We start from the raw sequence: 21738 nt of genomic DNA on the forward strand, positions 1-21738 counted from the left end.
GGTTTGAACTTAAGCAAAACTTAGAGTCTAAGATTGCCATTCATGCAAGATACCAGCGCACACCGAGCTAAGATTGTTCGACATCAATCAGTGGCTAGAAACCTTAGCAACAATGCTATTTCATCACATGGGACCGGAGGGTGTCGCACGCAAGAACTTGTAGGAAACTGTTACACAAAGCAAGTTCAGCTTTACAGCGGAGGGCGGGAGAGGATCAGGCGGTGGTGTCGATGTTGCGGCCCAGCGTTTTTTCGTTGTCGCGGCGCTGGGTGTCGGCTTTTTTGTCGGATTGCTGAACGGCACGGCGGTCGGCAGCGGCCGCTTCGTCGTTGTTGCGCGCCTCGGTACGGCTGGCGTCGGTGTTTTCCTTGACGCGCTGCTTGAGGGCGGCGCCCTCCTTCTCGGCGCGGCTGGCCTGTTCGGCACGGCGCGTGTCCGCCGTCTGCGCGCTGCGCTGCTCGACGCGGTTGGCGCGGGTTTCCCGCAGGTTCAGCTGCACGGGATTCGCGTTGGAAGTGGAAGTAACATTAATTGCCATGACTCCACTGTAGCGCAATGGCAAGCAAAATCAAGTTCCGCTTGCGGCAAATACGATAAACTATCGCCTGTGCCGTCCTGCACGGCCTTCTCTCGCAAAGCATCCCATTGAAAACCAAAACTCCAGTCCAGCCGCATTACTTCGTCCCCGAGCCGCTCGATAACGCGCGCCTGGCCCATTTGTGCGGCCCGCTCGACGAAAACCTGCGCCAGATTTCCGCCGCGCTGGACGTGACCATTTTCCGCCGCGGCGAAAAGTTCATCGTCAGCGGCCACAACGCCGAACGCGCGGTCGAGATCCTCGACCACTTCTACGCCATCGCCAACAAGATCGTGCCGATCGAGGAAGTACAACTGGCGCTGGTCGAACAGCGCGCCAGCATGCACGCCGGCCTGCCGCTGGCCGAGACGCCGGCCGTGGAGGGCGAAGCGCCGCGTCCGGCCGCCAAGCCGCGCAAGGTGGAGACCGTGCCGGCCACCGACATCGAGATCAACAGCCCGGTGCTGAAGACGCGCCGCGCCGACCTGCGCGGCCGCACGCCGCACCAGATCCGCTACCTGCGCAACATCCTCGAACACGACATCAGCTTCGGCGTCGGTCCGGCCGGCACCGGCAAGACCTACCTGGCCGTGGCCTGCGCGGTGGACGCGCTGGAGCGCGACGCCGTCAAGCGCATCATCCTGACGCGGCCGGCGGTGGAAGCGGGCGAACGCCTGGGCTTCCTGCCGGGCGACATGTCGCAGAAGGTCGACCCGTACCTGCGGCCGCTGTACGACGCGCTGTACGATCTGCTGGGCTTCGACCGCACGCAGAAAATGTTCGAAAAGCAGGTGATTGAAATCGCCCCGCTGGCCTATATGCGCGGCCGCACGCTGAACCACGCCTTTGTCATCCTGGACGAGGCGCAGAACACCACCGTCGAGCAGATGAAGATGTTCCTGACCCGGATCGGCTTCGGCAGCAAGGCCGTGATCACCGGCGACATCACCCAGGTCGACCTGCACAAGAGCCAGAAGAGCGGCCTGGTGGACGCCATCCAGGTGCTGAAGGAAGTGCGCGGCATCGCCTTCAGCCACTTCAACAGCGAAGACGTGGTGCGCCATCCGCTGGTGGCGCGCATCGTCGACGCCTACGAAACCGCCCACAACCACGAAGCGGAAATCGCTCCGCTTCTCAAAGCCACCGCCCTGAAAAATGTCCGCAAAAAATAAACTGACACTGTCGGTGCAATACGCCGATCCGCGCCTGCAGGAAAGCATCACCCGTCCGATGATACGCAAATGGGTCCAGGCCGCGCTGTTCGCGCCGGCCGAGCTGACCATCCGCTTTGTCGATGCCGCCGAAGGCCAGACGCTGAACCGCGAATACCGCGGCAAGGACTACGCCACCAACGTGCTGACCTTCGCCTACAACGAAGGCGAAGAAGAGCTGCCGGACGACGCGCCGACCCAGGCCGACATCATCCTCTGCACCGACGTGCTGGAGCGGGAAGCGGCCGAGCAAAAGAAAACCGTGGAAGAACACACGGCCCACCTGATCGTCCACGGCGTGCTGCACGCCCAGGGCTACGACCACATGGACGACGAGGAAGCCACCGAAATGGAAGGCATCGAAACCGACATCCTGGCCACCCTCGGGTACGCCGATCCTTACGCGGATTGATGTAAGATAGGGCTGTCTTTTTGACAAAAGCAGTCCTGTCACACCATTTGGTGTATCCTATACCCCTTCAAAACAATGGCTCACGCCTCCTATGCAAGAGCACTCTAGTAGCGTCAAGACTGACGCTAAACCTCACAGGTCGCTGTTTGAACGGCTGACCGCCCTGATTTCCCCCGAGCCCGAGAACCGATCGGAACTGCTCGAAGTCCTGCACGACGCCCACGAACGCAACCTGATCGACGCCGACGCCCTGTCGATGATCGAAGGCGTGTTCCAGGTGTCCGACCTGTCCGCCCGTGACATCATGATTCCCCGCTCGCAAATGGATGTCATCGACATCTCCAAGCCGATCGAGGAATGGATGCCGCTGGTGCTGGAAACCGCCCACTCCCGCTTCCCCGCCATCGAAGGCGAACGCGACAAGGTGATCGGCATCCTGCTGGCCAAAGACCTGCTGCGCTACTACGCCGAGGAATCGTTCGACGTGCGCGACATGCTGCGCCCGGCCATCTTCATCCCGGAATCGAAACGCCTGAACGTGCTGCTGCGCGACTTCCGCGCCAACCACAATCACATGGCGATCGTGGTCGATGAGTACAGCGGCGTGGCCGGCCTGATCACCATCGAGGACGTGCTGGAACAGATCGTCGGCGACATCGAGGACGAGTACGATTTCGACGAAGAGGAAGACAACATCCTGTCGATCCGCGAAGGCCAGCACGGCCCGCGCTGGCGCGTCAAGGCGCTGACCGAGATCGAACAGTTCAACGAAGAGCTCGACACCGCGCTGCCCGACGATGACGTCGACACCATCGGCGGCCTGGTCGCCAAGCACCTCGGCCGCATGCCGCACAAGGGCGACACCTTCGACTTCGAAGGCCTGCGCTTTGAAGTGCTGCGCGCCGACGCCCGCCAGATCCACGTGCTGACGGTGGAAAAACTGCCGCCGGCCCCGGCCGACCAGGGCGACGACGCATAATGCGCTTTCGCCGCGCCAATCCCAACGATCCACCCAAGCCGCAACGCTCGACCCCAGGCCGGATGATCATCACCGGCGTGGCGGGCGCGCTGTGCGTGTTCGCCTTCGCGCCGTTCGGCTGGTGGCCGCTGGAGATCCTCGGCCTGGCCACGCTGTTCTATCAAGTCCTGCGCAGCACCAGCGTCAAGGCCGCGGCGCTGATCGGCTGGGCCTTCGTGGCCGGCTGGACCGCCGCCGGCATCCACTGGCTGTACGTGTCGATGCATACCTACGGCGCCATGCCGGCGCCGCTGGCGGCGCTGGCGGTGCTGCTGCTGGGCGCCGCCATGGGCGTCTACGGCGCGCTGGCCATGGGCGGCGCCTGGTGGCTGCGCAAGCGCTGGTCGCTGCCGCTGCCGGCCGCCAACCTGCTGGTGTTCCCGGCCATGTGGTCGCTGTTCGAATGGCTGCGCGGCTGGCTGTTTACCGGCTTCCCGTGGCTGGCCTCCGGCTACGCCCACAACCATGGCCCGCTGGCCGGCTTTGCGCCGGTGATCGGCATGTATGGCCTGGGCTGGCTGGCGGCGATCATCGCCGGCGCCCTGCTCCTGCTGCTGCACCGCACGCGCCTGCGCGCGGCCGGACTGGCGCTGGCCATCGGCGTGGCCGGCGTCGGCCTCGGCTTCCTGCAATGGACGCACCCGGAAGGCAAGCCGATCTCGGTGCGCCTGCTGCAGGGGAATATCCCGCAGGATGAGAAGTTCAACGGCGCCCGCGTGATGTCCGCCCTCAAGCTGTACCAGGACGCCATCACCGCCGCGCCGGCCGACCTGATCGCCACGCCGGAAACCGCCATCGTCATGCTGCCGCAGCAGCTGCCGCCGGATTACCTGCCGGGCCTGGCGCAGTTCATGCACCGGACCAACAGCAACCTGATCCTCGGCATCCCGCTGGCCGACAGCCAGACCGCCTATTTCAACAGCGCCATCGGCATCGCCGCCAACGGCAGCAGCTACTACCGCTACGACAAGCACCACCTGGTGCCGTATGGCGAATTCATTCCCTACGGCTTCCGCTGGTTCGTCAACCTGATGTCGATCCCGCTCGGCGATCAGACCAGCGGCCGCGACGTCCAGCCGGCGTTCCCGATCAAGGACCAGCGCGTGCTGCCCAACATCTGCTACGAAGACTTGTTCGGCGAAGAGATCGCGGACCAGCTGAACCACCCGGCGCAGGACCAGAAACCGGCCACGCTGCTGCTCAACATCTCCAACCTGGCCTGGTTCGGCGACACCATCGCCATTCCGCAGCATTTGCAGATCTCGCAGATGCGCAGCCTGGAAACCGGCCGTCCGATGCTGCGGGCGACCAATACCGGGGCCACCGCCATCATCAATGGCGAAGGCAAGGTGGTGCAGCAGCTGCCGGCCAACACCTTCGGCACGCTGGCCGCCAATGTGCAGGGCATGGCCGGCAGCACGCCCTATATCATCTGGGGGAACAAGCTGTTCCTGGTGCTGGCTGCGCTGTCCCTGGCGGGCGCATGGTTTTTGACGCGCCGCGCAAAAAATCAGCCAAAAACCGCTTAACCCGCTAAAATCATCCCTTTAGCGAAACTGCAACCGCGCGCCCGCCGGCCCTTGCCCGGGCGCGCCACCGACGATCACAAGATGCTGACATTTCAACAAATTATCCTGACCTTGCAAACCTACTGGGACAAGCAAGGCTGCGCCCTGCTCCAGCCATACGACATGGAAGTGGGCGCCGGCACCTTCCACACCGGCACCTTCCTGCGCGCGATCGGCCCTGAGCCTTGGCGCGCCGCCTACGTGCAGCCGTCGCGCCGCCCGAAAGACGGCCGCTATGGCGAGAATCCGAACCGCGGCCAGCACTACTACCAGTACCAGGTGGTGATGAAGCCGGCGCCGGAAAACATCCTCGACCTGTATCTGGGTTCGCTGGAAGCGCTGGGCCTGGACCTGAAGCAGAACGACGTCCGTTTCGTCGAAGACGACTGGGAATCGCCGACGCTGGGCGCCTGGGGCCTGGGTTGGGAAGTCTGGCTGAACGGCATGGAGGTGACGCAGTTCACCTACTTCCAGCAGGTCGGCGGCCTGGATTGCAAACCGGTGCTGGGCGAGATCACCTACGGCGTCGAGCGTCTGGCCATGTACCTGCAGGGCGTGGAAAACATGTATGACCTGGTGTGGACCACCTGGGAAGAAAATGGCGAAACGAAAACGCTGAAGTACGGCGACGTCTTCCACCAGAATGAAGTCGAGCAGTCGGCCTACAACTTCGAACACTCGAACACCGAGCTGCTGTTCTCGCAGTTTAACAACCACGAGTCGGAAGCCAAGCGCCTGATCGAAGCGCAACTGACGCTGCCTGCCTATGAGCAGATCATGAAGGCCTCGCACAGCTTCAACCTGCTGGACGCGCGCGGCGCCATCTCGGTGACCGAGCGCGCCGCCTACATCGGCCGTGTGCGCGCGCTGTCGCGCCTCGTCGCGCAGGCTTACTACGATTCGCGCGAGCGCCTGGGCTTCCCTATGGCCCCCAAGACCGCCGCCGTTGCTGAATAAAACGATATAAACGATATGACTCAAACTCTGCTCATCGAACTGCTGACCGAAGAACTGCCGCCGAAGGCGCTCGCCAAACTGGGCAAGGCTTTCGCGGACGGCATCGTCAACGGCCTGAAATCGCGCGACTTCCTGGAAGCCGACAGCGTCGCCACCGCCTATGCCACACCGCGCCGCCTGGCCGTCGCCATCACCAAGGTGCGTGCCGTATCGCCGGATAAAATGATTCGCGAAAAAATCCTGCCTGTGAGCGTCGCACTCGACGCCGCCGGCGCGCCATCCGCGCCACTGCTGAAAAAGCTGGCAGCGATGAACCTTTCGCACGTCACCGTGGCTGACATGGAGCGCGCTCAGGACGGCAAAGCCGAAAGCTTCTTCTATACCTCGCTGGCTGCCGGCAGCAATCTGCTGGTCGGCCTGCAAACGGCGCTGGAAGAATCGGTCGCCAAGCTGCCGATTCCTAAAGTGATGAGCTACCAGCGTCCGGACGGCGCCACCGTGCAGTTCGTGCGCCCTGCCCACGCGCTGATCGCGCTGCATGGCGACGCCGTGCTGCCACTGACCCTGCTGGGCCTGACCGCATCGAACGTCACCGAAGGCCACCGCTTCCTGACCGCACCGGGCCAGCGCGCCGTCACCATCGCCAACGCCGATGTCTACGCCGCCACGCTGGCAAGCGAAGGCAAAGTGCTGGCCTCCGTCGAACAGCGCAAGGAACAGATCCGCGCCGAGCTGCTGGCCAAGGCCGGCGCCGACCTGGTGCTGATGCCTGAAGCGCTGCTGGACGAAGTGTCCGCGCTGGTCGAATGGCCGGTGGTCTACGAATGCAAGTTCGAGGAAGAGTTCCTGGCCGTGCCGCAGGAATGCCTGATCCTCACCATGCAGACCAATCAAAAGTATTTCGCGCTGACCGACACCAACGGCAAGCTGCGTTCGCGCTTCCTGATCGTCTCCAACATCGCCACCGACACGCCGACCGCCATCATCGACGGCAACGAGCGCGTGGTGCGCCCTCGCCTGTCCGACGCCAAGTTCTTCTTCGAGCAGGACAAGAAGAAAACGCTGGAATCGCGCCTGCCGCTGCTGGACAAGATCGTCTACCACAACAAACTGGGCACGCAAGGCGCGCGCGGCGAACGCGTTGCGGCGCTGGCCGGCTTCATCGCCACCGCCATCGGCGGCGACGCCACGCTGGCGCAACGCGCCGCCAAACTGTCGAAGGCCGATCTGGTCACCGAAATGGTCGGCGAGTTCCCTGAGCTGCAAGGCATCATGGGCACCTACTACGCCCGCAACGACGGCGAGCCTGAAGACGTCGCGCTGGCCGCGTCGGAACACTACCAGCCACGCTTCGCCGGCGACAGCCTGCCGACCACCGTCACCGGCACCGCCGTGGCACTGGCCGACAAGCTGGAAACCCTGGTCGGCATCTGGGCCATCGGCCTGGCGCCGACCGGCGACAAAGATCCGTTCGCGCTGCGCCGCCATGCGCTGGGCGTGCTGCGCATGCTGATTGAAAAGCGTTTGTCGCTGTCGATCAGCAGCCTGCTGTCGCATGCCGCGCAGCTGTTCCAGTCGGTGCCCGGCTTCAAAGATCCATCGGCCGACGTCGCGACCTTCATGTATGACCGCCTGCGCGGCATCCTGCGCGAGCGCGGCTTCTCGGTCAACGAGATCGAAGCCGTGGTCGCCCAGAACCCGGACCGCCTGGACGACATCGTGCAGCGCCTGGAAGCCGTGCAGGCCTTCGCCGCGCTGCCGGAATCGGCCTCGCTGGCCGCCGCCAACAAGCGCATCACCAACATCCTGAAGAAGAACGAGGAAGCCCTGGCCGCCGTCGGCGAACAGGGCGTCAACGTCTCGCTGTTGCAGGACGCCGCCGAGAAAAACCTCAACACCGCCGTGGTGCGCGTGCTGCCGGAAATCGACGCGGCCTTCAACAACGGCGACTTCGCCGGCACGCTGAAAACGCTGGCCCAGCTGAAGGACGAAGTGGATGCCTTCTTCAACGACGTCATGGTCATGGCCGAAGACGTCGCCCTGCGCAACAACCGTCTGGCGCTGCTGTCCTCCCTGCACGGGATGATGAACCGCGTGGCCGACATCTCGAAACTGGCGGCGTAAATGGGTACGCCGTCCATGAAACTGATCATTCTCGATCGCGACGGCGTTATCAACCACGATTCGCCGGACTTCATCAAATCGCCGGCCGAGTGGATTCCCATCCCCGGCTCGATGGAAGCGATCGCGCGCCTGAACCAGGCCGGCTACCGGGTGGTGGTGGCGTCGAACCAGTCGGGCATCGCCCGCGAGTTCTTCGACATGACCATCCTCAACGCCATCCACCAGAAGATGCACAACCTGGCGCAGCAGGTGGGCGCCGACATCGACGCGGTGTTCTTCTGCCCGCACGCGGCGGCCGACAACTGCGACTGCCGCAAGCCCAAGCCGGGCATGTTCACAGAAATCTCGCAGCGCTATAAAATCAGCCTGAAAGGCGTGCCGGTGGTCGGCGATTCGCTGCGCGACCTGCAGGCCGGCTACGTCAGCGGCTGCGTGCCCTACCTGGTTTTGACCGGCAAAGGGGAAAAGACCCAGGCCACCGGCGGCCTGCCGCCCGGCACCGTGGTGTTCCCGGACCTGGCGGCGATGGTCACGCACCTGCTGAAAACCAGCGTGCCGCCGGCGCTGCACGTCGTCAGTTAAACAGTTTTTGGAGTCTGCATTGGGTCATCCCATTTTATTTTTACGTTCCCTGATCTTCACCATCGTCATGGTGGTATCGACCATCGTCTGGTCCTGCGTGTGCTTCCTGGTGGCGCCGCTGCCGTATGCGAACCGCTTCTTCGTCACCTCGCGCTGGAACGTCTTCATGATCTGGTGCCTGAAGGTCATCTGCGGCATCCGCTACGAAATCCGCGGCCAGGAAAACTTCCCGGACGCGCCGGCCATCGTGCTGTCCAAGCACCAGTCGGCGTGGGAAACCATCTTCCTTCTGCCGAACATGCCGCGCCCATTGGTGTTCGTGTTCAAGAAGGAGATCCTGTACATTCCCTTTTTCGGCTGGGCCATGGCGCTGCTGCGCATGATCCCGATCGACCGCAAGCAGGGCAAGCACGCCTTCAAGCACGTGGTCCGTCACGGCAAGCGCCGCCTGGCGCAGGGCCTGTGGATCATCATGTTCCCGGAAGGGACGCGGATTCCCGTCGGCCAGGCCGGCAAGTACAAGAGCGGCGGCACGCGCCTGGCGATCGAGACCGGCGCCGTGGTGGTGCCGATTGCCCACAATTCGGGTGAGTGCTGGCCAAAAAACTCTTTCATCAAACGCCCAGGCCTTGTTACAGTATCGATAGGCAAACCAATCTCGCCGGAAGGCCAAACCCCGGACAGCATGATGCAACAGGTGGAAACTTGGATAGAATCAGAAATGCGCGTCATTTCGCCCCACGCCTACAACGCTGGTTAGACGATCTGGCGACGCTGGTCAAACCGGCGTCCCCCGATCCGAATCAGCCGGACCTGTTTGGACGGGAGGCGTCGGCGCCTCCCAAGCCGGTGTACACCACGCCGGTGTGGTCGGTTCCGCCGACGCCTGCCTCATCGACAACCCCTCCTCCCGTATCGCCTTACGTCGCTCCGCCGGAAACGGCCGTCCCGGTCAAAACCAAACCGCTGGTGGCGCCGCCGTCCGAGCAGCCGCCGCGCCGCCAGCTGATGGTCGGTGATTTCATCCTCGAATACGAACTGCGGCGCTCGACGCGGCGCTCGATCGGCTTCATGATCGACGACGACGGCCTGCGCGTGACCGCGCCCAAGCGCATCAGCATCGCCGAAATCGACGAGGCGATCCGCACCAAGCAGCACTGGATCCTCAGCAAACTCAAAGAGCGGCGCGAGCGCCGCGCGGCGCGGCTGCAAAAGCCGCCGGTGGAATGGATCGACGGCACGCAGATTCCGTATCTGGGCCAGGACATCACCTTGCGGCTGCTGGTGGGCGGACGTAACCGCAGCATCTACAATCCCAACACCCGCGAGCTGTGGATGACGCTGATGCCGGGCGCCAGCGAAAACCTGCTGAAGGAACGCGTCAAGGCCTGGTATCAGCAGCAGGCCAAGACGCTATTTGAAGAGCGATTGGACCTGTACGCCGGCCGCCTGGGCGTGCAGTACCACTCCTTCGGCCTGACCTCGGCCGGCACGCGCTGGGGCTCGTGCACGGCCGACCGCAAGATCCGCCTGAACTGGAAGCTGATCCACTTCTCGCTGCCGCTGATCGACTACGTGGTGGCGCATGAACTGTCGCACATCCTGGAGATGAATCACAGCCAGCAGTTCTGGGACACCGTTGGCCTGATTTATCCCGAATACGACGAAGCCAAAAACCTCCTCCGCAAACGCTCGCAAGAGCTGCCTGTGCTGTTCCCCTGAAACCCAGAAAGAAGTCCATGCAATGCATTCCTCGCAAGACCTTGCCGGCGGCGTTGCTGCTGTGCTTTGCAGCCAACGGCGCCATGGCCGCCGACGCCGCTCCCAACGTCACCGCCCACCAGGCGGAGATCGACCAGATCGTCAAGGAGATTTCGCCGCAGCGCATTGAGGGCTATGTGCGCAAGCTGGTCAGCTTTGGCACCCGCCACACCATGTCCGACACGGTGTCCGACACGCGCGGCATCGGCGCCGCGCGGCGCTGGATCAAGGGCGAACTGGAACGCTGCGGCGCGGCGGCCGGCGGCCGCCTGCAGGTCGGCTACGACAGCCATGTGCATCCGGTGATGGCGCGCCTGAGCCAGCCGACCGAGATCGTCAACGTGGTGGCCACGTTGCCCGGCACGCAGGCGGAATCGGTGGACCGTATGTACGTGGTGAGCGGTCACTACGACTCGCGCGTGACCGATGTCATGAACGCCACCAGCGACGCGCCGGGCGCCAACGACGACGCCTCCGGCACCGCCGCCGTGATCGAAATGGCCTGCGTGATGGCGCGCCACCAGTTCGACGCCACGCTGGTGTTCATGACCGTGGCGGCCGAGGAGCAGGGCTTGCTGGGCGCCGCCAACTGGGCCGAGCTGGCCAGGCAGAAGAACTGGAATATCGCCGGCATGCTGAACAACGACATCATCGGCAGCTCGCGCGCCGACGACGGCCATGTCGACAACACGCAAGTGCGCCTGTTCGCGGAAGGTATCCCGGCGGTCAAGGACATGTCGGATGCAAACCGCGCGCTGGTCGCCACCGGCGGCGAGAACGACTCCATCACCCGCCAGCTGGCGCGCCACATCAAGGAAGTGGGCGAGCGCTATGTCGACAAGTTCAGCGTCAACGTCATCTACCGGCGCGACCGCTACCTGCGCGGCGGCGACCACAGCCCGTTTCTTGATCGCGGCTACGCGGCGGTGCGCTTCACCGAACCGAACGAAGACTTCAACCACCAGCACCAGGATTTGCGCGAGGAAGGCGGCAGGAAAATCGGCGACCTGCCGGAATACGACGACTTCAACTACATCGCCCAGGTGGCGCGGGTGAACGCGGCATCGCTGTCGTCGCTGGCGCTGGCGCCGGCCGCGCCGCAGCAGGTCAAGGTGCGCACCGCCAAGCTGGATAACAATACGGAACTGGTGTGGCAGGCCAACAAGGAACCGGACCTGGCCGGCTACCGCATCGTCTGGCGCGACACCACCGCGCCGCAGTGGCAGGGCGCGCTCTACGTCGGCAACACGACCCAGTACGTCATCCCGCGCTCCAAGGACAACTTCCTGTTCGGCGTGCAGGCGGTCGACAAGGACGGCAACGTCAGCGTCGCCACCTACCCGCTGCCGCAGCGCTAGACCAGGCTAGAAAAGGGACGGCAGCAGGGCCAGGGTGCGGCGGGTGGCGCCGCGGTGCTGGTTGGCGAAGGCCAGGGCATTGTGGCCCATCGTCGCGCGGGTGGCGGTGTCGCCCAGCAGGCTGGCGGTGGCGGACATCAGGCCGGCCGCGTCGGTGACGCGCTGCGCCCCGCCGGCGGCCAGGGCGTCTTCGGTCACCAGTTCGAAGTTGAAAGTGTGCTGGCCGATCAGCACCGGCTTGCCCAGCGCCGCCGGTTCGATCAGGTTCTGGCCGCCGAGCGGCAGCAGGCTGCCACCGACAAAGGCGATATCGCACGCCGAGTAGTAGGCGAACATTTCGCCCATCGAGTCGCCCAGCAGCACAGCTACGCTGCCCGGCATGGCGCCGCCGTCCAGCGCCAGCCTGCTGCGGCGTTCGACCGTCAGGCCGCGCGCGGCGATCATGTTTTCCACTTCATCGAAGCGCTGCGGATGGCGCGGGACGATCAGCAGCAGCAGGTCGGCCGGCAGCGTTGTGCGCGCGCTCATGAACGCTTGCAGGATCAGTTCTTCCTCGCCTTCGCGGGTGGAGGCGCACAGCAGCACCGGACGTTCGCCGATGGCGGCGCGCAGGGCGATGCCGATGGCCAGCGCCGCATCCGGCACCACCACGTCGAACTTGATGCTGCCGGTGACCTCCACGCGCTGCACGCCCAGCGAGCGCACGCGCTGCGCGTCAGCTTCCGTCTGCGCAGCCACCAGCGCGATGCCGCGCGCGGCGTCGGTCAGCAGGGAGCCAAAGCGCGTGGCCTTGCGCAGCGAACGTTCCGACAGGCGGGCGTTGGCCAGCACCACCGGCACGCCCTTGGCGCCGCAGACGGCGATCAGGTTCGGCCAGACTTCCGTCTCCATCAGGATGCAGACGCCGGGCTGGAAATGGCGGATGAAGCGCGACACCATGCTGCCCGTGTCATACGGCAGATAGGATTGCACCAGGCGCGCGCCGTGTTTGGCGAACAGCGCCCTGCCGGTGGCGCGGCCGGTTGGCGTCATGTGCGTGAGGATGATGCGGCTTTGCGGATACTCGGCCAGCAGCGCGTCGACCAGCGGCTCGGCGGCGCGCGTTTCGCCGACGGAGACGGCGTGCACCCACAGCACCGGCGCGGCGGCGCTGCCATCGGCGCGGCCGTAGAAGCCCAGCCGCTCGCCCCAGTGCTGGCGATAGCCCGGTTCCTTGCGTCCACGCAGCCACAGGCGCGTCAGCACCAGCGGCAAAGCCAGCCACCACATCAGGGAATAAAACAGACGCATAAATCAGCCCAACAGACTCCGGGCCGCAGCCAGCACTTCCGCCACCGATGGCGGCGTGCCCTGATCACCCAGATTGATAATGCGCGGCGACCAGTTGCCCTCGGTCTTCCAGCGCGGCGAATCGGCATAAATCTCCACCGTCGGCCGCACGAAGGCCGCCGCGATGTGTACCAGTCCCGTGTCGACGCCGATCACCAGCGACGCCCGGCGCGCCAGCATGATGGCGTCGGCCATCGGCAGCTTGGGCAGCACCACCGCATTTGGCAGGCCGGCGGCGATCCTCTCGGCCTCCGCCAGCTCCTTCGGCGCACCCCACGGCAGCAGGACAGGCATCGGCGCCAGTTCCTTGCCCAACGCGATCCAGTTTTCGGTAGCCCACTTCTTGGCGTCGCGCGCGGTGCCGTGGAAGAACACCGCATACGACACCGGCATCCACTCGGGACGCGGCGTATCGTCCGGCAGCGACGGCAGGCCGAAATCGGCCGGCGTATCGACCGCATAGCCCAGCGCCGCGCCGGCGACGATGCGCCCCCGCGCCACCGCGTGCGTGCGCGGGTCGGTCGGAATGCTCAGATGATGGAAGATGCGCGAGATGCCCTCGTAGCCCGAACCTTCGCTGCCGTTGGCCAGGCCGACCTTGCGGCCGCGCTTGGCCACGCGCGCGGCGCCCATGATGATGCCGGTCTTGAGCAGGCCCTGGGTATCGAACACGAAATCGTATTCCTGCTGGCGCAGCGTGCGGAAGAAGTGCTTGATCTCGGCGCGCGTCTCCGGCTTGCCGAGACTCTTGCGCCAGCGCCGCAGCGCGAACGGAATCACGTTGCGCACGCGGGCGTTCAGCCGCACCAGGCTGACAAAGCCCTCCTCCACCACCCAGTCGATATTCGCGTCCGGGTAATGGCGGGCGATGTCGGCCACCATGGGCATGTTATGCAGCACGTCGCCCAGGGACGACACGCGCACCAGCAGGATATTCAGCGGCTTTTGATTCGGCATCGCAGTTTAGAACGGCAGCTCCGCGTCAGGCTTGGCAGCCAGGATCACGCTCTTGAACTGGCCCTGGATGCGTGCCAGCGCGGCCGGCGTTTCCGCCTCGAAGCGCATCACGATCACCGGCGTGGTGTTCGAGGAACGCGCCAGGCCGAAGCCGTCCGGGTATTCCACGCGCAGGCCGTCGATGGTGATGATGCGCTCATTGCCAGGGAACTTGGCGTCGGCGCGCAACTTGTCCATCACGCTGAAGTTCTCGCCTTCCTTCAGGTGCAGGTGCAGCTCCGGCGTGCTGTCCGACTGCGGCAGCGCGTTCAGCAGCGCCGACGGGTCTTGCTGTTTGGTCAGGATCTCCAGCATGCGCGCGCCGGCGTACAGGCCGTCGTCGAAGCCGTACCAGCGGTCCTTGAAGAAGATGTGGCCGCTCATTTCGCCGCCCAGCGGGGCGCCGGTTTCCTTCAGCTTGGCCTTCACCAGCGAGTGGCCGGTCTTGTACATCAGCGGCACGCCGCCCGATTTCTCGATGTACGGCGCCAGGTGGCGGGTGCACTTGACGTCGTACAGGATCTGCGCGCCCTGGTTGCGCGACAGCACGTCCTCCGCGAACAGCATCATCTGGCGGTCCGGATAGATGATCTGGCCGTCCTTGGTCACCAGGCCCAGGCGGTCGCCGTCGCCGTCGAAGGCCAGGCCGATCACGGCGTCGGTCTCCTGCAGGCAGCGGATCAGGTCCTGCAGGTTTTCAGGGTGCGCCGGGTCCGGATGGTGGTTGGGGAAGGTGCCGTCCACTTCGCAGAACAGCTCGATCACTTCGCAGCCCATGCCGCGATACAGGTCGCCGGCGAACGCGCCGGCCACGCCGTTGCCGCAGTCGACCGCGATCTTGATCGGACGCGCAATCTTGACGTCGCCGATGATGCGCTGCAGGTATTGTTCGCGGATATCGTGGGTGCTGTAGGCGCCAGGATTGGCGACGGCCGAACCGTCGTGCGCCAGGATGCTGTCGTACAGGCCGGTGATCGCCTCACCGTGGATGGCCTCGCCGGCCAGCACCATCTTGAAGCCGTTGTAGTCCGGCGGATTGTGGCTGCCGGTGACCATGATGCCCGAAGCCGCGCCCAGCACGTTGGTGCCGAAGTACACCATCGGCGTGGCCACCACGCCCAGGTCGATCACATCGACGCCGGACGATTGCAGGCCTTCGGCCAGCGCTTTCGCCAGCGACGGGCCGGACAGGCGGCCGTCACGGCCGATCACGACTTTCTGCTCGCCCTTGGCCAGCGCGGCGCGGCCGAAGGCGGCGCCGATCTGGTGCGCCACGCCGGCGTCCAGGGTGTTATCGATGATGCCGCGAATATCGTAAGCTTTGAAAATGGTTTTGGATAAGGTGACCATGGTTGGGAGTGTGCGTGCGGGATTAGTAGGAAGGAGCTTGCCTGCATTGCAGCAGACACAACTTTCATATAGTAATTGTGATAATGGCGCCGCGCAAGCCTTGCAATTGTGCGGTGCGCAAATCAGTGCTTTTTATGCCGGATCATCCAGCGCGGCGCCTTGAAGCGCACGATGCGCACGTAAATCCAGATATAACTGCCGATAAACAGCACACAGAACAGTATCAACACCCAGGTATGGCGCCAGAACACCGTGGCCGGGATCACCGCCGTCAGCGAAAACAGCCACAGATACGGCGAGGTCAGCGAATTGCGGCGGATCAGCGCGCGCGCCTCCTTGCGGCCGACGGCCCACTGCACGATGCGGCGGAAGATCAGGCTGTGCAGGTGGATGCCGTCCGGCATGGCCGGCGACTTGCCGCGCACGAACATGCGGCGGTACACGGAGAACAGCGTTTCGAAGGTCGGATAAATCAGCAGCAGGGCCGCATACCAGGTCGACACCTGCGGATTGCGCATCACCAGCAGCAGGGCCAGCTCGCCGAGCATGAAGCCGATGAAGTAGGCGCCGCCGTCGCCGAGGAAAATCAGGCCGACCGGGTAGTTCCAGATCAGGAAACCGGCGGTGGCGCCGGCCACCATCAGCGCGGCGATCAGCACGAACATGTCGTTGACCTGCAAGGCCACATAGCCGAGCGACAGCAGCATGCAGATGCACACCACGCTGGCCAGGCCGTTGAAACCGTCGATGATATTGACCGCGTTGGCGATGCCGGCCACGGCCAGCACCGTCAGCGGCAGCGTGATCCACATATATGGCAGCGCCCAGGCCGAGAACGGCCAGTCCAGGCGGTCGATGCGGGCGTCGAGCAGGAAATAGCCGAGCGTGGCGGCCGCCATGGTCAGCAGCAGGCGGCGCAGCGGGCTGACGCGGCCGGTGTAGTCCTCGACGATGCCGCCGGCAAAGGCGACGGTGGCGCTGGCCAGCAGCGCCAGCAGCAGATCGCCCAGCACCGGCACGCGCCAGATGGAAATCGTCGAACTGATCGCCACCGCGACAAAAATCGGCAGGCCGCCGATGCGGGCGACGTGATGGGCGTGAACTTTCTGCACGCCGTCGAAATTGGCGTCCAGCGCCGGACCGTGCAATCTCGCTTCTTTAATGACCAGCAGGGTCAGCAGCGCGGAAGCGATAAAGCTCAGTAGGAAGGAAAACATATTATTTTAATTTCTGCGTTGTATCGCAACACGAAGCATTATCAACGTGCCAACAGCTGATTGTACAGGATTACACGCGCCAGCCAGCGTTTAACGGGCCGCCGGCATGATACCAGCCGCGCCTTGTACAACAGAGCACGCTTACCAATCGATACAACTGCGAAGTACCACTCCGGAGTTCTTAGCGCATGCAGAGCTGCAGCGCCTCTTTCCAGTCCGGCAAGTGGCAGAAACGGGTCATCAGCTTTTCCGACGACAGCACCGAGTAAGGCGGCCGTTGCGCCGGCGTCGGGTAGTCGGCGGTGGTGATCGGCAGCACCTTGCAGTCCAGGCCGGCCTCTTCGACGATGGCCTGGGTAAACGCGTGCCAGGTGGTCTGCCCTTGCGCGCTCAAGTGATAGATGCCGCTGTTCCGCGTCCACCAGTCGCTGCCGCCGGCGTGCGCCTGCGCCAGCACCTGCGCCGTCACGTCGGCAATGGTGCGGCTCCAGGTCGGCGCGCCGTGCTGGTCGGCCACCACGCGCAGTTCGTCGCGCTCCTTGGCCAGGCGCAGCATGGTCAGCAGAAAGTTCTTGCCGCGCATGCCATACACCCAGCTGGTGCGGAAGATCAGGTGCGGAATGCCGGCCGCCGCGATCGCCTGTTCGCCGGCCAGCTTGCTGGCGCCGTAGACATTGCGCGGGCCGACCGGGTCGGTCTCCGCGCGCGGCGCCGGCTGCGCGCCGTCGAACACGTAATCGGTGGAGTAATGCACCAGCGCCGCGCCGAGCACCCTGGCCTCTTGCGCCATCACGGCCGGCGCCTCGGCGTTGATGCGGTGCGCCAGCGCCGGCTCGCTCTCGGCCTTGTCCACCGCCGTGTAGGCGGCCGGATTGACGATCAGCCGCGGCTTGACCTGGCGGATGACGTCGCGCACCTGGTCCAGGTCGGACAAGTCCATCACGCCGCGGTCCACCGCCACCACCTCGCCCACGCCTTGCAGGCTGCGCGCCAGTTCGTAGCCGACCTGGCCGGTGCTGCCGGTCAGCAGCACCTTCATGGGAACACCTCGGCGTCGGCCAGCAGCACGGCGGCTTGGTCCTTCCAGGACAGACGCGGCGCTTCCGCCAGCGCCGGCCAGTCGATGCCGATGGCCGGGTCGCTCCACAGGATCGCGCGCTCGTGCTCGGGCGCCCAGTAATCCGTGGTCTTGTAGAGGAATTCGGCGTCGTCCGAGGTGACCACGAAACCGTGCGCAAAGCCCGGCGGTATCCACATCTGGCGGTGGTTCAGGGCCGACAGCTCGGCGCCGTACCACTGGCCAAAGGTGGCCGAGTGCTGGCGGATGTCCACCGCCACATCGAACACCGCGCCGGCGGTGCAGCGCACCAGCTTGCCCTGCGCCTGCTGGATCTGGTAGTGCAGGCCGCGCAGCACGCCCTTCGACGAGCGCGAATGGTTGTCCTGCACGAACGCGGCGGTGATGCCGGTTTTTTCGGCAAAGACCCGTGCGTTGTAACTCTCGTAGAAAAAGCCGCGATCGTCGCCGAAGACCCGCGGTTCCAGGACCAGCAAGCCTTCCAGCGGCGTGGTGATGACGTTCATCGTGAGACTACCTTATCTTCCAGGATCTGCAGCAGGTACTGGCCGTAGTTGTTCTTCTTCAGCGGCTCGGCCAGCTTGCGCAGCTGCGCGGCGTCGATATAGCCCTTGCGATAGGCGATCTCTTCCGGGCACGCCACTTTCAGGCCCTGGCGCTTTTCAATGGTGGCGATGAACTGGCCCGCCTCCAGCAGCGATTCGTGGGTGCCGGTGTCGAGCCAGGCCATGCCGCGTCCCATCAGCTCCACATTGAGCTCGCCCTTGTCGAGGTACACCTTGTTGACGTCGGTGATTTCCAGCTCGCCGCGCGCCGACGGCTGGATACTGGCGGCGATGTCGCACACCTGGTTGTCGTAGAAGTACAGGCCGGTCACGGCGTAGTTCGACTTCGGCTGCTTCGGCTTTTCCTCGATCGACACGGCGGTGCGCTTGTCGTCGAACTCGACCACACCGTAGCGCTCCGGGTCCTGCACGTGATAGGCGAACACGGTGGCGCCGCCGGTCTGGCCGGCCGCATGGCGCAACAGACCGTCCAGGTCGTTGCCGTAGTAGATGTTATCGCCGAGGATCAGCGCCGAGGGTGCGTCGCCGACGAAGTCCTTGCCGATGATGAAGGCTTGCGCCAGGCCGTCCGGCGACGGCTGCACCGCGTAGCTGATGCTGATGCCCCACTGGCTGCCGTCGCCCAGCAGGTCGCGGAAGCGCGGCGTGTCCTGCGGCGTCGAGATCAGCAGGATCTCGGTGATGCCTGCCAACATCAGCACGGTCAGCGGATGGTAGATCATCGGCTTGTCGTAGATCGGCAGCAGCTGCTTGGACACGCTCATGGTGACCGGATACAGACGGGTGCCGGAACCGCCGGCCAGGATAATGCCTTTACGTTGAGGAGTGCTCATGCCTGGCCTTCGCGATTAAAGTAATTGGTTTCCACCCACTTGGCGTAGCTGCCCGACTGCACGTCGGCCACCCAGGCCTGGTTGTCCAGATACCACTGCACGGTCTTGGCGATGCCGGTCTGGAAGGTCTCGGCCGGTTTCCAGCCCAGTTCGCGCTCCAGCTTGCGCGCGTCGATGGCGTAGCGGCGGTCGTGGCCGGGACGGTCCTTCACGAAGGTGATCTGGTCGCGGTAGCTGCCGGCCGCTTTCGGCTTGAGCTGGTCGAGCATGTCGCACAGCGTGTGCACCACGTCCAGGTTGGCCATCTCGTTCCAGCCGCCGACGTTGTAGGTCTCGCCCAGCTTGCCCGCCGCCAGCACGCGGCGGATGGCGGCGCAGTGGTCGCTGACATACAGCCAGTCGCGCACCTGCTGGCCGTCGCCGTAGATCGGCAGCTGCTTGCCGGCCTGGGCGTTGGCGATGATCAGCGGAATCAGCTTTTCCGGGAAGTGGTAGGGGCCGTAGTTGTTGGAGCAGTTGGTGGTCAGCACCGGCAGGCCGTAGGTGTGGAAGTACGAGCGCACCAGGTGATCGGACGCGGCTTTCGACGCCGAGTACGGGCTGTTCGGCGCAAACGCGGTGGTTTCGCTGAACGGCGCGTCGTCCGGGCCCAGGGTGCCGTACACCTCGTCGGTGGACACGTGCAGGAAGCGGAACGCGGCTTTCTCGTCATCCGGCAGCGCCGACCAGTAGGCGCGCGCCGCTTCGAGCAGGCTGAAGGTGCCGTTGATGTTGGTATTGATGAATTCGCCCGGACCGAGGATCGAACGGTCGACGTGGCTTTCGGCCGCGAAGTGCACGACGGCGCGCGGTTGATGCTGCTGGAACAGCGCCAGCACCTGGGCCTGGTCGCAGATGTCACCGCGCACAAAGGTATGGCGCGCATCCTGCTTCAGCGACGCCAGGTTGTTCAGATTGCCGGCATAAGTCAGCTTATCGAAGTTGATGACAGGCTCATCCGACTGGGCCAGCCAGTCCAGGACGAAATTTGAGCCTATGAAACCAGCACCACCCGTTACAAAAATCATTTAGTATCCCGCAGCAAGCGTCAAATTAGTCGTAGGCATGATTTTATGTGAAGTGTCCCATAACGGGGCAAAAATTCAGGGTAATTCACGCCCCAAAGCAACGAACAAGCGAGCATCCATATGAAAACCTATGTAATCGGGGATTTACAGGGCTGCCACGAGCAGGCCTTGGCCATCCTCGACCGCATACGCGCCCACGCGGCCGACAGCGGCGTGGCGGAGCCATCCATTCTGTTCGCAGGCGACCTGATCAATCGCGGGCCGGACTCGCTGGCGACCTTGCGCCACGTGCGCCGCCTGGCCATCGCCAGCGGCGGCCTCATCGATAGCGTGCTGGGCAACCACGACCTGCACCTGCTGGCGGTGGCCTACGGCATCCGGCCCGAGCACAAGTCCGACACGCTGGCCGAGATCCTGCATGCGCCGGATCGTGACGAGCTGATCGACTGGGTGCGGCGCCGGCCGCTGGCGATCCGCTCCGGCAGCCACGTGCTGGTGCATGCCGGCCTGCTGCCGCAATGGACCGGCGCACAGGCGATGGCGCTGGCCGGCGAGGTGCAGGACATGCTGCGCGGCGACAGGATCGAGGACTTCCTGGCCGAGATGTACGGCAACGAGCCGGCCCAGTGGTCGGACGATCTGCAGGGCGTGGAACGGCTGCGCTGCATCATCAACGCCATGACGCGGCTGCGCTTCTGCACCGCCGACGGCGTGATGGATTTCAAGATGAAGGAAAGCGGCACGGCCGATCCGTCGACCGGCCTGATGCCATGGTTCGACGTGCCCGGCCGCCGCAGCGCGCGCGAGACGGTGGTGTTCGGCCACTGGTCGGCGCTGGGGCTGACCATGCAGCCCAATCTGCTCGGCCTCGACAGCGGCTGCGTGTGGGGCGGCCAGTTGTCGGCCGTGTGCCTGGAGGATCGCACCTTGCTGCAGGTGCAGTGCCCGCAGTTCAAGGAGCCGGGCGGAAAAGCCTAGTGCGTCGTTGACGTCGTGACGCCCAGTGCGGCGGCCACGGCTTGATGCGTGACCTCGGCCAGGTCGCGGCGATGCGCGCCGGTGGTATCGACCGGCGGCAGAATCGCCAGCCGGGCCTTGACCGGCGGCCCGTTCAGGATCAGCACGATGCTTTCGGCAAAGCTGGTCTCGCCGATGAAATCCACCGACGGATGCCGGCCGCCGCTGGCGTCCTCATACATCAGCGCAAACGGCTGCACCGGCACCTTGGCGTCGATCGCCGCTTCAAACAAGTTGGCGTGGAACGGCAGCAGATTGCCCTGCGCCGACGTGGTCCCTTCCGGGAAGAACGCCACCCGCTCGCCCTGCTCCAGCGTGGTCACCAGCCCCTTGAAGATATGCCGCAGATCGCGCCGGTTGCCGCGCGAAATGAACACGGTGCCGGCCTTCTGCGCCAGCCAGCCGGCCAGCGGCCAGGAACGGATCTCGGCCTTGGCGACGAAATGGCTCGGGTACAGGCTGTGCACCACGAAGATGTCCAGCCACGACACGTGGTTGGCCACCACCATCGACCGCTCCAGCACCGGCGCGCTGCCGGCCGCCTGTTCGACGGTCACATTGCACATGCCCAGCAGCCTGGTGGACCAGCGGCGGATGTGCGCGTTGCGCTGCTCCTGGCCGATCCATGGAAACACCGTGGCGCAGATCGCCATACCCTTGAAGACGTGCAGCAGCACCCGCACCAGGCGGAAGATAGTCGACAGTTTCATGCAGCGC

Annotated in this window: 21 protein-coding genes; 11 read left to right on the plus strand and 10 right to left on the minus strand. The window is 64.6% G+C overall.

Annotated elements, in window-relative coordinates; translation table 11 throughout:
* Positions 1 to 214 precede the first annotated feature (214 nt).
* On the minus strand, positions 215 to 538 hold the full coding sequence (locus GJ695_RS16470) for a hypothetical protein (RefSeq protein WP_154366542.1): 324 nt from the start codon (positions 536 to 538) through the stop codon (positions 215 to 217).
* 107 nt (positions 539 to 645) lie between these two features.
* Here GJ695_RS16470 and GJ695_RS16475 point away from each other — a divergent pair, with 107 nt between their 5' ends.
* From GJ695_RS16475 to GJ695_RS16520, 10 genes are all read left to right on the plus strand, one after another.
* Positions 646 to 1749: a PhoH family protein gene (locus GJ695_RS16475; RefSeq protein ID WP_154366544.1), complete on the plus strand. Its 1104-nt coding sequence runs from the start codon at positions 646 to 648 to the stop codon at positions 1747 to 1749.
* Positions 1733 to 2200, plus strand: a complete 468-nt coding sequence (gene ybeY, locus GJ695_RS16480; protein WP_154366545.1) for an rRNA maturation RNase YbeY — start codon at positions 1733 to 1735, stop codon at positions 2198 to 2200. Before GJ695_RS16475 ends, ybeY begins: the two co-directional genes overlap by 17 nt.
* A 91-nt stretch (positions 2201 to 2291) precedes the next feature.
* Positions 2292 to 3179: a CorC family transporter gene (locus tag GJ695_RS16485; RefSeq protein WP_154366547.1), complete on the plus strand. Its 888-nt coding sequence runs from the start codon at positions 2292 to 2294 to the stop codon at positions 3177 to 3179.
* Positions 3179 to 4747 (plus strand): apolipoprotein N-acyltransferase, encoded by a 1569-nt coding sequence (lnt, locus tag GJ695_RS16490; protein ID WP_154366549.1) that lies wholly within the window; start codon positions 3179 to 3181, stop codon positions 4745 to 4747. Before GJ695_RS16485 ends, lnt begins: the two co-directional genes overlap by 1 nt.
* Positions 4748 to 4828: 81 nt before the next feature.
* On the plus strand, positions 4829 to 5743 hold the full coding sequence (gene glyQ / locus GJ695_RS16495; protein WP_154366551.1) for a glycine--tRNA ligase subunit alpha: 915 nt from the start codon (positions 4829 to 4831) through the stop codon (positions 5741 to 5743).
* Between the two features lie 15 nt (positions 5744 to 5758).
* Positions 5759 to 7867, plus strand: coding sequence for a glycine--tRNA ligase subunit beta (gene glyS / locus GJ695_RS16500; RefSeq protein WP_154366553.1), 2109 nt, complete (start codon positions 5759 to 5761; stop codon positions 7865 to 7867).
* Between the two features lie 15 nt (positions 7868 to 7882).
* Positions 7883 to 8449 carry a D-glycero-beta-D-manno-heptose 1,7-bisphosphate 7-phosphatase gene (gene gmhB / locus GJ695_RS16505; RefSeq protein ID WP_154366555.1) on the plus strand — a complete coding sequence of 189 codons (567 nt, stop codon included), beginning with the start codon at positions 7883 to 7885 and terminating at the stop codon, positions 8447 to 8449.
* Between the two features lie 67 nt (positions 8450 to 8516).
* Positions 8517 to 9209: a lysophospholipid acyltransferase family protein gene (locus tag GJ695_RS16510; protein ID WP_371866536.1), complete on the plus strand. Its 693-nt coding sequence runs from the start codon at positions 8517 to 8519 to the stop codon at positions 9207 to 9209.
* Positions 9210 to 9214: 5 nt separating this feature from the next.
* Complete coding sequence (locus tag GJ695_RS16515; RefSeq protein ID WP_371866537.1) at positions 9215 to 10171, plus strand: M48 family metallopeptidase; 957 nt, start codon at positions 9215 to 9217, stop codon at positions 10169 to 10171.
* A gap of 17 nt (positions 10172 to 10188) precedes the next feature.
* The gene (locus tag GJ695_RS16520; RefSeq protein WP_154366559.1) at positions 10189 to 11568 is read left to right on the plus strand and encodes a M28 family peptidase; all 1380 of its coding nucleotides are present in this window, start codon (positions 10189 to 10191) and stop codon (positions 11566 to 11568) included.
* Positions 11569 to 11574: 6 nt separating this feature from the next.
* Here the strand turns inward: GJ695_RS16520 and waaA are convergent, their stop codons facing one another.
* From waaA to rfbB, 8 genes are all read right to left on the minus strand, one after another.
* The gene (gene waaA, locus GJ695_RS16525) at positions 11575 to 12858 is read right to left on the minus strand and encodes a lipid IV(A) 3-deoxy-D-manno-octulosonic acid transferase (RefSeq protein ID WP_154366561.1); all 1284 of its coding nucleotides are present in this window, start codon (positions 12856 to 12858) and stop codon (positions 11575 to 11577) included.
* 3 nt (positions 12859 to 12861) lie between these two features.
* On the minus strand, positions 12862 to 13854 hold the full coding sequence (gene waaC / locus GJ695_RS16530) for a lipopolysaccharide heptosyltransferase I (protein ID WP_154366563.1): 993 nt from the start codon (positions 13852 to 13854) through the stop codon (positions 12862 to 12864).
* A gap of 6 nt (positions 13855 to 13860) precedes the next feature.
* Positions 13861 to 15243: a phosphomannomutase/phosphoglucomutase gene (locus GJ695_RS16535; RefSeq protein ID WP_154366565.1), complete on the minus strand. Its 1383-nt coding sequence runs from the start codon at positions 15241 to 15243 to the stop codon at positions 13861 to 13863.
* A gap of 122 nt (positions 15244 to 15365) precedes the next feature.
* Complete coding sequence (locus GJ695_RS16540) at positions 15366 to 16460, minus strand: MraY family glycosyltransferase (protein ID WP_154366567.1); 1095 nt, start codon at positions 16458 to 16460, stop codon at positions 15366 to 15368.
* Between the two features lie 181 nt (positions 16461 to 16641).
* Complete coding sequence (rfbD, locus tag GJ695_RS16545) at positions 16642 to 17499, minus strand: dTDP-4-dehydrorhamnose reductase (protein ID WP_154366569.1); 858 nt, start codon at positions 17497 to 17499, stop codon at positions 16642 to 16644.
* Positions 17496 to 18044 (minus strand): dTDP-4-dehydrorhamnose 3,5-epimerase, encoded by a 549-nt coding sequence (rfbC, locus tag GJ695_RS16550; protein ID WP_154366570.1) that lies wholly within the window; start codon positions 18042 to 18044, stop codon positions 17496 to 17498. Before rfbC ends, rfbD begins: the two co-directional genes overlap by 4 nt.
* On the minus strand, positions 18041 to 18937 hold the full coding sequence (rfbA, locus tag GJ695_RS16555) for a glucose-1-phosphate thymidylyltransferase RfbA (RefSeq protein WP_154366572.1): 897 nt from the start codon (positions 18935 to 18937) through the stop codon (positions 18041 to 18043). Before rfbA ends, rfbC begins: the two co-directional genes overlap by 4 nt.
* The gene (gene rfbB, locus GJ695_RS16560; RefSeq protein WP_154366574.1) at positions 18934 to 20004 is read right to left on the minus strand and encodes a dTDP-glucose 4,6-dehydratase; all 1071 of its coding nucleotides are present in this window, start codon (positions 20002 to 20004) and stop codon (positions 18934 to 18936) included. Before rfbB ends, rfbA begins: the two co-directional genes overlap by 4 nt.
* 120 nt (positions 20005 to 20124) lie before the next feature.
* Between rfbB and GJ695_RS16565 the strand changes: the two genes are divergently transcribed.
* On the plus strand, positions 20125 to 20982 hold the full coding sequence (locus tag GJ695_RS16565; protein WP_154366576.1) for a symmetrical bis(5'-nucleosyl)-tetraphosphatase: 858 nt from the start codon (positions 20125 to 20127) through the stop codon (positions 20980 to 20982).
* Here GJ695_RS16565 and GJ695_RS16570 read toward each other — a convergent pair.
* A complete protein-coding gene (locus tag GJ695_RS16570; RefSeq protein ID WP_154366578.1) occupies positions 20979 to 21731 on the minus strand; it encodes a lysophospholipid acyltransferase family protein in 753 nt (250 codons plus the stop codon). The two genes, GJ695_RS16565 and GJ695_RS16570, sit on opposite strands and share 4 nt — an antisense overlap.
* Positions 21732 to 21738 lie beyond the last annotated feature (7 nt).

The organism is Duganella alba (assembly GCF_009674495.1).
In the GTDB taxonomy this organism is placed as follows: domain Bacteria; phylum Pseudomonadota; class Gammaproteobacteria; order Burkholderiales; family Burkholderiaceae_D; genus Rugamonas; species Rugamonas alba.

Excerpts from the sequence above, each read along its gene's own strand:
- GJ695_RS16470 (WP_154366542.1), bottom strand. The coding sequence starts at position 538 with ATGGCAATTAATGTTACTTCCACTTCCAACGCGAATCCCGTGCAGCTG.
- ybeY (WP_154366545.1), top strand. The coding sequence starts at position 1,733 with ATGTCCGCAAAAAATAAACTGACACTGTCGGTGCAATACGCCGATCCG.
- GJ695_RS16485 (WP_154366547.1), top strand. The coding sequence starts at position 2,292 with ATGCAAGAGCACTCTAGTAGCGTCAAGACTGACGCTAAACCTCACAGG.
- lnt (WP_154366549.1), top strand. The coding sequence starts at position 3,179 with ATGCGCTTTCGCCGCGCCAATCCCAACGATCCACCCAAGCCGCAACGC.
- glyQ (WP_154366551.1), top strand. The coding sequence starts at position 4,829 with ATGCTGACATTTCAACAAATTATCCTGACCTTGCAAACCTACTGGGAC.
- glyS (WP_154366553.1), top strand. The coding sequence starts at position 5,759 with ATGACTCAAACTCTGCTCATCGAACTGCTGACCGAAGAACTGCCGCCG.
- gmhB (WP_154366555.1), top strand. The coding sequence starts at position 7,883 with ATGAAACTGATCATTCTCGATCGCGACGGCGTTATCAACCACGATTCG.
- GJ695_RS16510 (WP_371866536.1), top strand. The coding sequence starts at position 8,517 with ATGGTGGTATCGACCATCGTCTGGTCCTGCGTGTGCTTCCTGGTGGCG.
- GJ695_RS16520 (WP_154366559.1), top strand. The coding sequence starts at position 10,189 with ATGCAATGCATTCCTCGCAAGACCTTGCCGGCGGCGTTGCTGCTGTGC.
- waaA (WP_154366561.1), bottom strand. The coding sequence starts at position 12,858 with ATGCGTCTGTTTTATTCCCTGATGTGGTGGCTGGCTTTGCCGCTGGTG.
- waaC (WP_154366563.1), bottom strand. The coding sequence starts at position 13,854 with ATGCCGAATCAAAAGCCGCTGAATATCCTGCTGGTGCGCGTGTCGTCC.
- GJ695_RS16535 (WP_154366565.1), bottom strand. The coding sequence starts at position 15,243 with ATGGTCACCTTATCCAAAACCATTTTCAAAGCTTACGATATTCGCGGC.
- GJ695_RS16540 (WP_154366567.1), bottom strand. The coding sequence starts at position 16,460 with ATGTTTTCCTTCCTACTGAGCTTTATCGCTTCCGCGCTGCTGACCCTG.
- rfbD (WP_154366569.1), bottom strand. The coding sequence starts at position 17,499 with ATGAAGGTGCTGCTGACCGGCAGCACCGGCCAGGTCGGCTACGAACTG.
- rfbC (WP_154366570.1), bottom strand. The coding sequence starts at position 18,044 with ATGAACGTCATCACCACGCCGCTGGAAGGCTTGCTGGTCCTGGAACCG.
- rfbA (WP_154366572.1), bottom strand. The coding sequence starts at position 18,937 with ATGAGCACTCCTCAACGTAAAGGCATTATCCTGGCCGGCGGTTCCGGC.
- rfbB (WP_154366574.1), bottom strand. The coding sequence starts at position 20,004 with ATGATTTTTGTAACGGGTGGTGCTGGTTTCATAGGCTCAAATTTCGTC.
- GJ695_RS16565 (WP_154366576.1), top strand. The coding sequence starts at position 20,125 with ATGAAAACCTATGTAATCGGGGATTTACAGGGCTGCCACGAGCAGGCC.
- GJ695_RS16570 (WP_154366578.1), bottom strand. The coding sequence starts at position 21,731 with ATGAAACTGTCGACTATCTTCCGCCTGGTGCGGGTGCTGCTGCACGTC.